This is a genomic window from Thermaurantiacus tibetensis, assembly GCF_015354055.1.
GTDB lineage: Bacteria > Pseudomonadota > Alphaproteobacteria > Sphingomonadales > Sphingomonadaceae > Thermaurantiacus > Thermaurantiacus tibetensis.
In genome coordinates this window covers 1-14,084 of record NZ_JACHTM010000004.1, presented here as the reverse complement: position 1 = coordinate 14,084, position 14,084 = coordinate 1, and the positions used below count along the sequence as shown (strand labels likewise).

General features: G+C 71.0%; 14 protein-coding genes and 1 CRISPR repeat array. Of the genes, 6 read left to right on the top strand and 8 right to left on the bottom strand.

Annotation, left to right across the window (positions count from 1 at the left end):
• Nucleotides 1-2 precede the first annotated feature (2 nt).
• A complete protein-coding gene (hslU, locus tag H3H34_RS10575) occupies nucleotides 3-1,322 on the top strand; it encodes an ATP-dependent protease ATPase subunit HslU (protein WP_194745545.1) in 1,320 nt (439 codons plus the stop codon).
• Here the strand turns inward: hslU and phhA are convergent.
• Genes phhA through H3H34_RS10555 form a run of 4 tightly spaced genes read right to left on the bottom strand, consistent with a single transcriptional unit; the run spans nucleotide 1,319 to nucleotide 5,529 of the window.
• Nucleotides 1,319-2,185: a phenylalanine 4-monooxygenase gene (gene phhA, locus H3H34_RS10570; protein ID WP_194745264.1), complete on the bottom strand. Its 867-nt coding sequence runs from the start codon at nucleotides 2,183-2,185 to the stop codon at nucleotides 1,319-1,321. The two genes, hslU and phhA, sit on opposite strands and share 4 nt — an antisense overlap.
• A 38-nt stretch (nucleotides 2,186-2,223) precedes the next feature.
• Nucleotides 2,224-2,685 (bottom strand): DNA polymerase III subunit chi, encoded by a 462-nt coding sequence (locus H3H34_RS10565; RefSeq protein WP_194745263.1) that lies wholly within the window; start codon nucleotides 2,683-2,685, stop codon nucleotides 2,224-2,226.
• Nucleotides 2,686-2,689: 4 nt separating this feature from the next.
• Entirely contained in the window at nucleotides 2,690-4,192 is a 1,503-nt protein-coding gene (locus H3H34_RS10560; RefSeq protein ID WP_194745262.1) for a leucyl aminopeptidase, read from the bottom strand.
• Nucleotides 4,189-5,529 carry a dihydroorotase gene (locus H3H34_RS10555; protein WP_194745261.1) on the bottom strand — a complete coding sequence of 447 codons (1,341 nt, stop codon included), beginning with the start codon at nucleotides 5,527-5,529 and terminating at the stop codon, nucleotides 4,189-4,191. The genes H3H34_RS10560 and H3H34_RS10555 overlap by 4 nt, the downstream gene beginning before the upstream one ends.
• Before the next feature lie 27 nt (nucleotides 5,530-5,556).
• Here H3H34_RS10555 and ygfZ point away from each other — a divergent pair, with 27 nt between their 5' ends.
• Entirely contained in the window at nucleotides 5,557-6,348 is a 792-nt protein-coding gene (gene ygfZ / locus H3H34_RS10550; protein WP_194745260.1) for a CAF17-like 4Fe-4S cluster assembly/insertion protein YgfZ, read from the top strand.
• Here the strand turns inward: ygfZ and H3H34_RS10545 are convergent.
• The 4 genes from H3H34_RS10545 to H3H34_RS10530 all read right to left on the bottom strand — a co-directional run bounded on the left by H3H34_RS10545 (nucleotide 6,345) and on the right by H3H34_RS10530 (nucleotide 10,077).
• Nucleotides 6,345-7,163 carry an HpcH/HpaI aldolase/citrate lyase family protein gene (locus H3H34_RS10545; RefSeq protein WP_328831866.1) on the bottom strand — a complete coding sequence of 273 codons (819 nt, stop codon included), beginning with the start codon at nucleotides 7,161-7,163 and terminating at the stop codon, nucleotides 6,345-6,347. The genes ygfZ and H3H34_RS10545 overlap by 4 nt on opposite strands.
• 170 nt (nucleotides 7,164-7,333) lie before the next feature.
• Nucleotides 7,334-8,141: direct repeats of the CRISPR family, unit length 36 nt; unit sequence GTCTCAATCCCCTGAAGATCGGGGTGTCGTTCCGAC.
• 192 nt (nucleotides 8,142-8,333) lie between these two features.
• Complete coding sequence (cas2, locus tag H3H34_RS10540; RefSeq protein WP_194745258.1) at nucleotides 8,334-8,774, bottom strand: CRISPR-associated endonuclease Cas2; 441 nt, start codon at nucleotides 8,772-8,774, stop codon at nucleotides 8,334-8,336.
• A complete protein-coding gene (cas1, locus tag H3H34_RS10535) occupies nucleotides 8,767-9,786 on the bottom strand; it encodes a CRISPR-associated endonuclease Cas1 (RefSeq protein WP_194745257.1) in 1,020 nt (339 codons plus the stop codon). Before cas1 ends, cas2 begins: the two co-directional genes overlap by 8 nt.
• 12 nt (nucleotides 9,787-9,798) lie before the next feature.
• Nucleotides 9,799-10,077 (bottom strand): CRISPR-associated endonuclease Cas2, encoded by a 279-nt coding sequence (locus H3H34_RS10530; RefSeq protein ID WP_194745256.1) that lies wholly within the window; start codon nucleotides 10,075-10,077, stop codon nucleotides 9,799-9,801.
• Between the two features lie 236 nt (nucleotides 10,078-10,313).
• On the opposite strand from H3H34_RS10530, the gene H3H34_RS13350 reads away from it, so the two are divergent.
• The 4 genes from H3H34_RS13350 to csm3 all read left to right on the top strand — a co-directional run.
• On the top strand, nucleotides 10,314-11,228 hold the full coding sequence (locus H3H34_RS13350) for an HD domain-containing protein (protein ID WP_207790908.1): 915 nt from the start codon (nucleotides 10,314-10,316) through the stop codon (nucleotides 11,226-11,228).
• A 9-nt stretch (nucleotides 11,229-11,237) separates the two neighbouring features.
• On the top strand, nucleotides 11,238-13,064 hold the full coding sequence (cas10, locus tag H3H34_RS10525) for a type III-A CRISPR-associated protein Cas10/Csm1 (protein ID WP_408033957.1): 1,827 nt from the start codon (nucleotides 11,238-11,240) through the stop codon (nucleotides 13,062-13,064).
• Nucleotides 13,064-13,588 carry a type III-A CRISPR-associated protein Csm2 gene (csm2, locus tag H3H34_RS10520; RefSeq protein ID WP_207790906.1) on the top strand — a complete coding sequence of 175 codons (525 nt, stop codon included), beginning with the start codon at nucleotides 13,064-13,066 and terminating at the stop codon, nucleotides 13,586-13,588. The genes cas10 and csm2 overlap by 1 nt, the downstream gene beginning before the upstream one ends.
• Before the next feature lie 8 nt (nucleotides 13,589-13,596).
• The coding region (gene csm3, locus H3H34_RS10515; RefSeq protein WP_194745254.1) for a type III-A CRISPR-associated RAMP protein Csm3 at nucleotides 13,597-14,084 on the top strand (488 nt) is incomplete at its 3' end.

Here is a 14,084-nt window from a genome sequence, read left to right as displayed (position 1 = left end):
AGATGCCGAGGCCTGCCGCCTTCGCGCCCGATGCCGCGCTGACGCCAAAGGCCATCGTCGCCCAGCTCGACCGCCACATCGTCGGCCAGACCGAGGCCAAGAAGGCAGTCGCCATCGCGCTCAGGAACCGCTGGCGCCGCCAGCAGCTCCCGCCCGAGCTGCGCGAGGAGGTGGTCCCGAAGAACATCCTCATGATCGGCCCGACCGGCTGCGGCAAGACCGAGATCGCCCGCCGGCTTTCGAAGCTCGCCGACGCGCCGTTCGTGAAGGTGGAGGCAACCAAGTTCACCGAGGTGGGCTATGTCGGCCGTGACGTCGACTCGATCATCCGCGATCTTGTCGAGGACGCGATCCGCCTCGTGCGCGACACCCGCCGGGCGAGCGTGCGCGAGGCAGCCGAGGCCGCCGCGCTCGAACGCCTCATCGACGCCCTCGTCGGCAAGGACGCAAGCGAGGCCACCCGGCTCGCCTTCCGTCAGCGCATCCTCGATGGCCAGATGAAGGGCCGCGAAGTCGAGATCGAGGTGGAGGACACGGGGCCTCCGCTCCCCTTCGAGCTTCCCGGCATGGGCGCGGGTCAGGTGATCAACCTCGGCGAGATCCTGGGCCGGGCGATGGGCGGCCGGCGGACGAAGCGGCGCCGGATGCCGGTCGAGGCCGCGTGGGAGCATCTTGTCAACGAGGAGAGCGACCGGCGGCTCGACCGCGAAGAGCTGACGCGCGAGGCGGTGAAGGCAGCCGAGGCGAACGGGATCGTCTTCCTCGACGAGGTGGACAAGATCGCCGTCTCCGACATCCGCGGCGGCTCGGTCAGCCGCGAGGGCGTCCAGCGCGACCTGCTGCCCTTGATCGAGGGCACGACGGTCGCGACGAAGTACGGCCCGGTCAAGACCGACCACATCCTCTTCATTGCGTCGGGTGCCTTCCACGTGGCGAAGCCGGCCGATCTCCTGCCAGAGCTCCAGGGGCGCCTCCCCATCCGCGTCGAGCTCAAGGGCCTCACCAAGGAGGACTTCGTCCGCATCCTCTCCGACACGGAGGCGTCGCTGGTGCGCCAGTATGTGGCACTCATGGCGACCGAAGGCGTGGAGCTTTCCTTCGCGCCCGACGGAATCGAGGCGATCGCCCGCATCGCCGCGGAGGTGAACGAGCGGGTGGAGAACATCGGCGCAAGGCGGCTTGCCACCGTCATGGAGAAGCTCCTCGAGGAAATCTCCTTCGACTCCGGCGAGACGAAGGCGCTGACGGTCGATGCCGCCTATGTCGAGAAGCAGCTTGCCGGAATCGCGCGCGACAGCGACCTCTCGAAGTTCATCCTCTAGGCGGCGGCATCCCGCAGTGGGGCGGCCTCGGCCTGGGTGCCGCGGGTGAAGACCCGGTCTTCCGGCAGGATGTCGGTGATCCCGAGGTCGGGGAGCGCGGCAAGCCGGGCGTAGAGGGGTGCGAAATCGGTCTCGAGCGTCTGGCGGAGCAGCGCCTCGAACGAGGGGATGACGAAGTAGGTCTGCTGGAAGGCGTCGATCCGGTAGCGGGTGCGCATCACCCGCTCGAGCGAAAAGCCCAGCCGGTTGGGACTCGGGCTCTCGAGCGCGAACCGGCTCTCGCCAGCCGAAGACACGATCCCGGCGCCGTAGATCCTGAGGCCCTCCGCGGTCTCGACCAGGCCGAACTCGACCGTGTACCAGTAAAGCCGCGCCAGCTTGTCGAGGCTTCCGAACCCGATCGACCGGAGGCCGCCCTGCCCATAGGCCTGCATGTAGTCGGCAAAGACCGGGTGGGCGAGCATCGGCACATGACCGAAGACGTCGTGGAAGACGTCCGGCTCCTCGAGATAGTCCATGTGGCCCGCGTCGCGCAGGAAGTTGCCGGCAACGAACCGCCGCTCGGCAAGATGCGCGAAGAAGACCGCCTCGGGAACGAGGCCGGGCACGGCGACCACCTGCCAGCCGGTCAGCTTCATGAGCCGCTCGGAGAGGCGGCGGAAGTCGGGCACGCCGTCGGCAAGGTCGAGCTTCGCCACCCCGTCGAGGAACTCGGGCGCGGCGCGGCCGGGAAGCAGCCGCATCTGCCGGTCGAACAGCGCGCGCCAGCGCGCGTGCTCCCCGGCCGTGAAGCGCTCCCAGCGCTGCGGCACGGTCCAGTCGGGCGCGGCCTCTGGCGGCGGCGCGTCGAGGACATGGCTCATGGCTTGCCCATAGCATATCGCGGGGCCGGGGGCGCCCCTCAGCCCTGCTTCTCCCACCTGCCCGAAGCCGTCTGCTTCCAGAAGATGCGCGTGGCGTGCGGGCTGCCGGCGAGCGCCTTCCATTCCTCCCGCGCCCTGAGGTGCGCCTCGCTCCCGTCGTCGAACAGGTGGAACACGCGGGCGAAGGGCTGCGGCAGCGGCGGCAGCGGTGCTGCGACCAGCATCAGGAGCTCCGCGCCATTGGCCGGCGTGACGGCTTCCGCAAGCAGGATGGGCTGCTCCGCCTCGTCTCCCCCCCCCGCCCGCCCGTGCGGCAGGAAGCTCGCCGGGTCCTGCGTCCAGAGCAGCCGGTCGAGCCGCTCCAGCATCTCCGCCCCGCTCACGACGAGGAGCCGCTGCCGCGCCTCCCAGGCCCGCGCGGCGAGCTGGACGGCCACCTCCGCCGCCGGCCGGCGGGTGCAGTGGTAGAAGCCGACCTCGATCCGGCCGGAATCGCCCAAGTGCTCAGGCCTCGCGCGTCGCTGCGACGAACCGGTCGACGAGCCGCACGCCGAAGCCGGTCGCGCCCTTGTCGTGCGTCGCCCCCGCCTTTGCCTTCCAGACGGTGCCAGCGATGTCGAGGTGCGCCCACTTCACCCCTTCGGCCACGAACCGCTGGAGGAACTGGGCCGCCGTGATCGAGCCGCCCTCGCGCGGCCCCACGTTCTTCATGTCGGCGATCTGGCTCTCGATGAGCTTGTCGTAGGCGCCGCCCGCCTCGCCGAGCGGCATCCGCCACAGCCGGTCCCCGGAAGCCTCGCCAGCGGCCTCAAGCTGCGCGGCGAGCCCGTCGTCGTTCGCGAACATGCCGGCATATTCGTGGCCCAAGCTGATGATGATGGCGCCGGTCAGCGTCGCCATGTCGAGCATCACGTCGGGCTTCCAGCGCGCTTGCGCCCACCACATCGCATCCGAGAGCACGAGGCGCCCCTCGGCGTCGGTGTTGATCACCTCGACGGTCTGGCCGGAATGGGTCGTCACCACGTCGCCGGGCCGCTGCGCCTTGCCGTCGGGCATGTTCTCGACGAGCGCGCACACGCCGACCACGCGGGCCTTCGCCCTGCGGCCAGCGAGCGCGACCATGGCGCCGGCCACGGCTGCCGCGCCGCCCATGTCCCACTTCATGTCCTCCATGCCGGCCGCCGGCTTGATCGAGATGCCGCCGGTGTCGAAGGTGACGCCCTTGCCCACCAGCAGCAGCGGCACCGCGTTGGCGTCGCCCGTGCCGTTCCATTCGAGGGCAAGAAGGCGCGGCGGCCGCGCAGACCCCTGCGCCACGCCAAGCAGCGCGCCGAAGCCGAGCCGCGTCATCTCCGCCTCGTCGAGGATGGTGACGGCAAGCCCGAGCGGGCTCGCGGCGGCGATCACCTGCTCGACGAAGGTCTCGGGGTAGATGACGTTGGCGGGCTCGGTGACCAGCCGCCGGGTGAGGAACACGCCCTCCATCACCTTCGCAAGGGGCGCGAAGGCGGCCTCGGCACCCGGTGCACCGGCAACCGCAAGGCGCGCGAGCTTCGGCTTCTCATGCTCCTTCAAGGTGGTGCGCCAGCGGTCGTGGCGCCAGTCCCTGAGCGCCGCGCCGAGCGCGAGATGGGCGGCGGCCTCCGCGAGCGGCAGGCCAAGCCCCGAAAGCCTGGAGAGATCGGCCACGGCTCCGCTCGCCTTCAGCTGGAGATGTTCGGCGATCTTGCCGCCAAGCTCCTCGAAGACCCGGGCATCGGCCTTGCCCGCCTCGCCCAGCCCCAGGAGCAGCACCCGCTCGGCCGCAAGCCCGGCGGGGGCGAGCAGCTCCACCATCGCCCCCTTGCGGCCGGTGAAGGCAGCCGCCTTCATCGCCCGGCCAAGCTGGCCGCCGGTCGCCCGGTCGGCCTCGGCGGCTGCGGGCGTGAGCGCGCCGCCTTCGGCTGCAAACAGGACCAGCGCCGGCGCCTCAGGCGCGCTCTCGGGGAAGCTCAGGGTGAGGGTCATGCGTCCTTCTCAAGCGTGTCGACGAAACGGATAGGCCGGCCGGCGGGCGGCCCGAGGAGCTCGCCCTCCCACATGACGCGGCGGCCCCGCACCACGGTGCCCACCACCCGGCCCTTGAGCCGCATCCCCTCGAACGGGGACCAGCCGCAGCGGGACTGGAGCCAGTCCTTGGTGACCGTCATCTCCCCCTTCAGGTCCACGACCGAAAGGTCGGCATCATAGCCCGCCGCGATCCGGCCCTTGGCCGCCAGGTTGAACAGCCGCTGGGCGCCGGCCGAGGTGAGGTCGACCAGCCGGGCGAGCGTCAGCCTGCCCTCGGCCATGTGGTGCAGGAGCAGCGGCAGGAGCGTCTGCACGCCCGGCATGCCCGAGGGCGTGTCGGGGTAGGTCCGCGCCTTCTCGTCCAGCGTGTGCGGCGCATGGTCGGAGCCGACCACGTCGGGCACGCCCTCGGCCAGCCAGTGCCACAGGCCCTCCCGGTGGGCGGCCGAGCGGATGGGGGGGTTCATCTGCGCCAGCGTGCCGAGCCGGGGATAGGCCTCTTCGCCGGCGAGCGTCAGGTGCTGCGGCGTCACTTCCGAGCTTGCGATGTCGCGGTGGCCGGCCAGCCATTCGAGCTCGGCGGGAGTCGTCACGTGGAGGATGTGGACCGGCCGGGCATGGGCGCGAGCCAGTCGCACCGCCCGCTGGGTGGCGAGGAGCGCGCTCTCGTCGTCGCGCCAGACCGGGTGGCTCGAGGGGTCGCCGGGAACGCGCAGGTGCCGGCGCGCCTGCATCCGCGGCTCGTCCTCGGCGTGGATGGCAACCCGCCTCCGGCCCGAGGCGAGCACCCGGGCAAGCGTCGCATCGTCGGGCACCAGCAGGTTGCCGGTGGACGCCCCCATGAACACCTTGACTCCGCAGCAGCCCGGCAGCCGCTCCAGCTCTCCAAGCTGGTCGGCATTGGCGGCGGTCGCGCCGATGTAGAAGGCGTGGTCGCACCACATCCGCCCGGCAGCGCGCGAAAGCTTGTCGGCAAGGGCCTCGGCGCTGTCGGTCAGCGGGTTGGTGTTCGGCATCTCGAAGAGGGCGGTGACGCCGCCCATCACCGCTGCGCGCGAGCCGGACTCGAGATCCTCCTTGTGCTCAAGCCCCGGCTCGCGGAAGTGGACCTGGGTGTCGATCACGCCGGGGAGGATGGTGAGCCCGGCGCAGTCCAGCTCGTCCGCCGCGTGCCCTGCCCCGCGCGGCAGGAGCGCCGCGACGCGACCGTCAGAGACGGCAAGGTCAAGGGGCGCGAGGCCGCCCGGAGTCCAGACCTCGGCACGGCGGAAGAGAAGATCGAACCTTGTCGTCATGGGCGTGAAACCTATCTAGCCGCGGCGATGCCGCTTGCCCACCTCAGCGACCGCAAGCTGTTGCGGATTTCCGGCCCCGATGCCCGCGCCTTCCTGCAGGCCATGATCCCCTCCGACATCGGCGAGCTCGCCGAAGGCCGCCCGCTCGCCGCCGGGCTTCTCTCGCCGCAGGGCAAGGCGCTGTTTGCCTTCCTCCTCCACGCCGACGGGGACGATGTGCTCCTCGACTGCGACACGAGCGTCGCCGACGCGCTTCAGAAGCGCCTCCTCATGTTCCGCCTGCGCCGCGCGGTCGAGGTGGCGCCGACCGAGCTTGCCGTCTTCGCCGCCTGGGGCGACACCCTTCCCGACATGCCCGCCGACCCGCGGCTTGCCGCGCTCGGCCGCCGCTGGATCGCCCCCGCCGGCGCCTGCGCGCCCGATGCGAGCCTTGCCGACTGGCACGCTCACCGCATCGCCCAGGGCGTGCCCGAGCAGGCCGAGATCGGCCAGGACGAGCTTCTCTGGCTCGAGACCAACGCGCGCGAGCTCAACGCCGTCTCCTTCACCAAGGGCTGCTACGTCGGCCAGGAGAACACGGCGCGGATGCACCACCGCGACAGGGTGCGGAAGCGCCTGCTGCCGCTCCGCCTCTCGGGCCCGGCCGGCGACGGCCGGGTGATGGCGGGCGACCGCGAGGCGGGCACGCTGCGCGGGGAAGGGGCGGGCGACCTTCGCTTCGCGCTCCTGCGCACCGAGTTCCTCGATGCCCCGCTGACCGTCGGCGGCCGGCCTGCCACCCTGCTGCGCCCTTCGTGGCTTCCGGAAGGGCGCGCCTAGCCCTCCGCCCCGATCGCCGCAGCGATCGCAAGCAGCCGCCGCGCTTCGGCGACGTGCAGCACCTCGACCATCTTGCCCCGGTGGGTCGCAACCGCCCGCCCCTCGGCCAGCGCCGCCTCGTGCGCGGCAATCAGTGCGCGCGCATCCGCGATCTCCTCCGGGCTCGGACTGAACAGCCGGTTCACCACCTCGAGCTGAGAGGGGTGGATGCAGGTCTTGCCGTCGAAGCCGAAGGCGCGCGCAGCCTGCGTCTCCGCTTCCAGTCCCGCCGGGTCGTCGAGGTCGATGAAGACGCCGTCGAAGGCGAGGATGCCGTGCGCGCGGGCGGCGAGCACGATCATCCCCATGGCAAGGTGCAGCGGTTCGCGGCCCTTGCCCGGCCGGGCGTGGAGGTCCTTGGCAAGGTCGGCGAAGCCGGCGACGAGCCCGGTGATGCCGGGAACCGCCGCGATCGCGTCCGCCGCCAGCACCGCTTTCGGCGTCTCGACCAGCACCCAGACCGGCTTGCCGCCGGCTGCTGCCACGGCGCGCGCGGCGTCGCCGGGGCCGTCCACCTTGGGCACCACCATCACGTCGGCCGCGCTTTGCGCCACGGCCGCCGCGTCGGCTTCGAACCAGCGGGTCGAGACTCCGTTGACCCTTATCGCCACCTCGCGCTGGCCGAACCCGGCCGCCGCCGCTGCCACCGCCGCGTCGCGCGCCGCTTCCTTCATGTCAGGGGCGACTGCGTCCTCGAGATCGAGGATCAGGCAGTCGGCAGGAAGCCCCTTCGCCTTCTCCAGCGCCCTGGCATTGGCGGCCGGCAGGTAGAGCACCGAGCGCCGCGGCCGCTCCGCCGCCCTTTCCGCATGACCGCCTTGCATGTGCGCGCCTTTCGCGTTGCGGGCGGGAAAGCGCAACCCCTGCGGTGGTGGCTGCGAGGCGGGCCGACGCGTGCGGGACTGCGCTCGGCTGCCACCGCCGGGCGCGGGGGGCAGGTTCGGGAGGCTCGATCCCCTGAAGATCGGGGTGTCGTTCCGACGCAAGACCCCCTGCGCCCGTTGGGTGGCAGGGTACATGTCTCAATCCCCTGAAGATCGGGGTGTCGTTCCGACCGCACCATCGTCGAAGCCCGCACCGGCTTCGACAGTCTCAATCCCCTGAAGATCGGGGTGTCGTTCCGACACAAGGTTCGTCACGCCCGGCGCGGTGGTGCCGGTCTCAATCCCCTGAAGATCGGGGTGTCGTTCCGACGCATCCCTCGCGCATTTCTTCGCCGAAGCTGAGAAGTCTCAATCCCCTGAAGATCGGGGTGTCGTTCCGACACAAGGTTCGTCACGCCCGGCGCGGTGGTGCCGGTCTCAATCCCCTGAAGATCGGGGTGTCGTTCCGACGCATCCCTCGCGCATTTCTTCGCCGAAGCTGAGAAGTCTCAATCCCCTGAAGATCGGGGTGTCGTTCCGACACAAGGTTCGTCACGCCCGGCGCGGTGGTGCCGGTCTCAATCCCCTGAAGATCGGGGTGTCGTTCCGACAATCGATGACGTCTACAATGCGCTCGCCCCGGCGGTCTCAATCCCCTGAAGATCGGGGTGTCGTTCCGACGCGGCGGGGGTGACGCCCCGCCGTGAGCACTCTGTCTCAATCCCCTGAAGATCGGGGTGTCGTTCCGACCATCGCGGTCGTCAAGGGCGCGGCCTGCCTGGAGTCTCAATCCCCTGAAGATCGGGGTGTCGTTCCGACTATAAGCTGCCTGAGGACATTGCCAGGCAGATGTTTGTCTCAATCCCCTGAAGATCGGGGTGTCGTTCCGACTCCAGCGCCGGATTCGCCCAAGGTTCTCAACAGGTTCCAAAGAGCCTTAGGCAGAATCGCGGCCACCCGAGGAGGTATATCGGCGTTAACCATCTTTCCTGCCGCAGCCGCCGCGGTGCCGGACGCCATGCCCTTCCCGCCGCACGGCACGGCAAGACTAGCGAATCCCCGGCCCAAGGCAAGCCGCTGCCTTCAGAAGAGGCGGATGCCGCGGCGCTGGCCGGTCTGCGCGCGCGCCTCGATCGCCCGGGCCTCCCGCGGCCGCGCGGCTGGCGCCGCTGCCGGCGAAGGGGTGGGCGCGGCCCTGCCCTGCTCACCTCCGCGCACCCCGCCCCGGAACGCCGCCGGAGGCCCGGTGAAGCCAATGCCTTCGGGCAGTACCGGCCGGCCGATCCGCGCCTGCCAGCCGCCCTTCGGCAGCGGGTAGATGCGAACATCGTCGGCCCTGGGGTCGATCACCTCCTCGACGAGCGCCACCACCTTGGCGAGACCGGCGGCAGTGAACTCGCCGTAGAAGAGCGAATACTGGATGGGGATGGCGACTCGCTTGAGCCCCCGGAACAGCCGCCGCCAGCGCTTCGCCGAGCGGATGTCGTAGGCGACGAGGAAGGGCCGGCGGCCTGCCTCAGCCATCGCCGTCGGAGTCCGGGTCGGCGCCGGCGTCGGGCGCAGCGCCGGCGGCAAGCGCGGCCTCGACCGCCTCCACGCCCTCGTCGCCGAGAAGCTGGCGGCGGAGTGCCGCGAGCGTGCGGTCGAGCCGGCGGCGGCAGTCCTCGAGCGCGGGTTCGACCGCCTCGTAGAAGCGGGCGCGCCCCGCCTTCTGGAGGAAGCAGGCGCCATCCTTCTCGGTTGTGAAGTCGCGGTCGCGAAGCGTCTGTTCGGCGAAGAGGCGCCAGGCGAGGCGCTCCATCGCCGGCCGGAGCGGCTCGACGAGATCGCAGGCGAGGCTCTCGCGGCCGAAGTCGATGCCGTGGAGGAAGCCGACATGCGGGTCGAAGCCGTGGCCGTGGGCGGCGAGCACGGCCTCGGCGTGGAGGAGGGTGTAGGCGAGCGAGAGGGTGGCATTCACCGGATCGCGCGGGGGGCGGCGGTTGCGGCCCGCAAAGCCGAGCGAGGGCGCGAAGGCGTGGGCGAGGCCGGCGAAATGCTGGCGCGCGGCAGCGCCCTCGAGGCCGCGCAGCTGGTCGAGATCGGCCTTGCGGGCCGCGTGGCCGCGCATGCGGAAGAGCGCCTGGACGGGTTCGGCGAGCGCGTGGCCGAGCTCGGGGCGGCTGGCGCGGATCTCGACGAGGAGATCGTGCTGGGCGGCGATCTTGGCCGCAACGAAGAGCCGGGCGAGCGCAAGCGCGCGGGCTGGCGCGCGCGCCGAGTCGAGCTGGGCGACGCGGACGCGCGCGTCGTTGTGCGGGCGGGGAAGAAGCAGGGTGGGCTGGGCGCGGCGGCCGGAGAGGATGACGACGCCGACGCCCTGCGCGCCGATGCGGCCGAGGAGGCCGGCGGAGAGGAGCACGTCGCCGCGCAGGTAGATCCGCTCGACGGGCCCGAGCGGCACGGTGCCGATGCGGGCATCGCCCTCGTGGAAGGCAATGGCGTCGCCATCGAGGCTGAGGGCGACACCGCGGCGGTCGACGTAGAGGCTGGTCATGGGGCGGCTCCGTCAGGTGACGAGGAAGGGGCGCGTGCCCTGGCTCCGGGCGACGCCGAAGAGGAGGGGCGGCTGGCGCGGATCGAGGCGGAAGAGGTGGAGACGGTCCTCGGCCGGGGCGACGAGGCCGGCAAGCTCGGTGGCGAGCGCCTGGCGCTCGGCCGGGGTGACGAGGCATTCGGCGACCGAAAGCTGGCCGGCGGTCTTCCAGCCCTTGGCGGCCCGGCCGACGCGGGCGAGGCGGCGGGGGCAGGCGATGTCCCAGGCGACGAGGTGGGGGATGCGGTGCATGGGGGCATGATGGCAGGCGCCGCGGGCCCGCGGGCGGATTGCAGGCTTGCAGGCCGCGGGGCAGGGCCGGGGCTGCAAGCTTGCAGGCCGGCACGGGGGTGCGCGGGTGTGGCAGGGGCGCGGCATGTCGCAACGCACGCCCCCCTGGTGCCGCTGGCTCACCGCCCTGTTCTGGGGCGGGTGGCTTGCGTTGCTTGTCGCGCTGCTGTTGCATGCGACTCGATAGGGGAGGGACGATGACGGACAAGCGGCTGATGGAAGCGAGCTGTCGGGTCGCTTTCGCTGCTTTCCTGCACGATCTGGGCAAGCTGGCGCAGCGGGCGCGGTTGTTTGACAACGACCCGAAGCGGGAGGCGAACCAGCAGCTCTACTGCCCGCATCGCAGGGCCAACGACCGCGATCCGGGCTACTTCTCCCACCTGCATGCCGCGGACACGGCGCTGGCGCTCGACATGCTCGAGCGGCACCTGCCGGAGCTGCTCGGGGCCGACCCCTTCCCGTTCGCGGCGATGGCGGCGCCGGATGTGACCGATAGTCTGGTGAATGCCGCGGCCGCCCATCACAAGCCGAAGACCTTCCTGCAGTGGGTGGTGGCGGCGGCCGACCGGATTGCTTCGGGTTTCGAGCGGGAGACCTGGGAGGACTATAACGCGGCGAAGGACCGGGAGGATTTCCGGACCGCGCGGCTGCTCGTGCGGTTCGAGGAGTATGGAGGGCCCGAGGCCGAGGCTCCTCGCATCGCGTCCGAGCGGGACTTTCAGTTCCGCTATCCTTTGAAGCCGCTTTCGCCGGTGGCGCTGATGCCGGAGCCGCGCCGCGCGCCGAGCGAGGCGGAGGCGGTGGCCGCCTATCGGGCGCTGTGGGACCAGCTCGCCGGGCGGGAGGCGGAGAAATCGGGCGTTGGGCTGATCCCTAAGAGCCACCGGACGCAATGGCCGCTGTGGCTCGACCATTTCGACACGCTGTGGCTGACGGTGGCGCACGCCATCCCGTCGGCGACCGCCTTCGGCACGCGGCCCGACGTCTCGCTCTATGACCATTCGAAGGCCGTGGCGGCGCTGGCGACGGCGCTGTGGCGCTTCCATCACGACCGGGGGGACGACGAGGCCATGGTCGTGGCGGCGCAGCGGGACCGCAGCGACTGGAGCTAACCCAAGTTCCTGCTGGTGCAGGGCGATTTCACGGGGATCCAGCAGTTCGTCTTCGGCGGGGCGGCCGAGACGCAGAAGAAGGCGGCTCGGCTCTTGCGCGGACGCTCGGCGATGGTCTCGCTGCTGACCGAGCTCGCGGCGCTGGCCCTCCTCGACGAACTGGCGCTGCCGCCAACGAGCCAGATCCTGAACGCGGCGGGCAAGTTCCTGATCGTGGCGCCCAATTGCGAGAACGCCCGGGCCGCGGTCGCGCGGGTGCGAGAACGGCTGGACGACTGGTTCGTTGCGGAGACCTTCGGCCTGTTCGGGATCGCGCTTGCCGCGACCGCGGCGAGCCCCGAGGATTTCGTGGCGGACGGCCGGTTTGCTGCCGTGCAGCAGCGGCTGTGGGAAGAGCTGGAGGTCGCGAAGCGGCGGATATTCGCACTGGCCGGGACCGGGGCACCGGAGCCGATCCGGGCCGCCGACTTCGCATTCGGGGCCTGCCGGTTCGACGGACGGCTGCCGGCGGCACCCGGGCTCGAAGTGGATCGCGAGGGGGCGCATCCGCTTTCGGCCGATGCGATCGCGCTGGGCGCGGCGCTCGCCGACCCTTCGGACACGCGCCTCCTCGTCTTCCGGGCCGACGGCGCGCCGGACGCGACGGGCATGCTCGACCTCGACTATTTCGGCTATCGGGTGCTGCTGACCGGGAGTGCTGACGCCACCGGCAATTTCGGCGCTTTCGCCGCCGACGGGCGGCTGCGCCGCGCCTTCGACCTGTCGCTGCCCGGTCCGGAGGCGGATGCCGTGCCGTGGAGCGGTTATGCGCGGCGGGCAATCGCGGCGCATGTGCCGGTTGCCGGCCACGATCCGGCCGCCGACCCGCGCTTCGACGGGCTCGAGCCCGTGGCGCGCGGGCAGATGCTGACCTTCGAGCATCTGGCGCGCGCGGATCGTGATGTCCTTGCGGATGATCGGGTCGTCGGAGTTGAGGCCTTGGGCGTACTGAAAGGCGACATCGACGATCTGGGCGCGCTGTTCGCCCGGATGCCCGGCAAGCCCAGTTTCGCCCGCTTCGCCGAGCTGTCGCGCCGGGTGAATGCCTTCTTCACGCTCTGGGTGCCGCACCGGCTGGCCGCCGATGCAACGTTGCGCAACATCTACACGGTGTTCGCGGGTGGCGACGACTTCTTCTTCATCGGCCCGTGGCGCACGACGCGGCGGTTCGCGGAGGCGCTTCGGGAGGATTTCCGTCGCTATGTGGCGGAGAACCCGGCCATCCACTTCTCGGCCGGCTATGCCATGGCGAAGCCCGGCTTCCCGGTGCGGCAGCTGGCCAGCGCCGCCGACGACGCCCTGGAACAGGCCAAGGGCCGCAAGGCGCCGGATGGGAAACCGCTCAAGGATGCGATCGCGCTGTTCGACAGCGTGATTGGCTGGGCCGAGTGGGAGCGGGTGACCGACATGATGGGGCGGCTCAGCCGGCACCTCGGGGACGAAGTCCGTCGCAGCGCGCGCGAGGACGAGGGCCGAGACGGCGATGGCGCGGCACTCAGCTCCGGCTATCTCTACGGGCTGCTGCGGCTTGCCGAGATGAAGCGGCGGCTCGACGCGCCAAGAGGGGAGGGCGAGCGGATCCGCCCCGAGGATGCGCTGTGGCGCAGCCACCTCTTCTACCAGACCCGGCGCCATGTCGAGCGCGCGGATGGCCGCGCGCGGGATGACGAGGCGCGGCGCCGGCAGGATGCAGCGATCCTGGCCATGATCCGGGACTTTGGCGAGGAAGGCATCGGCCGGTCGGGCGATGCCTTCCGGATCGCGCTGTTCGACCAGATCTACGCACGGAGGGACTGATGCCGCAGCAGCCCGGACGAGGATTGGGGGGCGGGCCGCGAGGGCCGGGCGGTCCGGGACAGGGCCCGCGGCGCGCCGACGATCGGCCGCAGGTCCAGAGCGAGGAGTTCAAGACTGTCATTGAGAAGATCAGCCTCGCGTCGCCCGAGCCCGGCCTGTTCGATACCGTGGCGCAGCAGGTGGCAAAGACCCTGCGGCCGGCGGCCGGCCAGGGACCCAACAAGCGCAGCCAGGTGCGACGCTTCTATGACGAGCTGCTGCGCTTCCGGGCCCGCCTTCCCGTTGCGCACGCGCCAGCCGGGGGCGAGGACGAGGAGTTCCGGAGGGCCCTGCCCTTCATCCGCATGCTGAATGCGCGCGCGGCCTATGCTGCGGAACGGAAGAGCGATGGCGGCAACCTTGTCAGCGCCGAGTTCACGGCCTTCCTGCGCCGCCTTCTGGAGGAAGTGAGGGACCGCGAGACGCTGGCCAACGCCTGCACCATGTTCGAGGCCGTCATCGGCTTCATGCCACCCGACAAGTGAGGTTGAAGATGCCCGACGACAATCCCCATGGCGCCCTTCAGGCCATCCACCGGATCGAGGCCGAGCTCGAGGTCGTGACCGGCCTCCACATCGGCGCCGGCGATCTCGAAATGCGGATCGGCGGGATCGACCGGCCGGTCATCCGCGACCCGGTGACGGAACTGCCCTATGTGCCGGGCTCCTCGCTCAAGGGGCGGATGCGAGCGCTCCTCGAATGGACGACCGGCGCCCTTCCGGGCGACAGGCTGCTCGGCCTGAACGAGGCGGACAAGCCCGGCGTCCGGCCCATCCTCCTGCTGTTCGGGCTTGGCGGAGGCGATGCCAGCAAGGACTTCGGGCCGAGCCGGCTGTCGGTGGCCGATGCCTTCCTGCTTGACGCCTTCCGGCCCGACCGCGGCCGCAACGCGCAGATCACGGAGGCCAAGTTCGAGAACCAGATCCACCGCATCTCGGGCACGGCCACCAACCCGCGGCAGACCGAGCGGGTGGTTCCCGG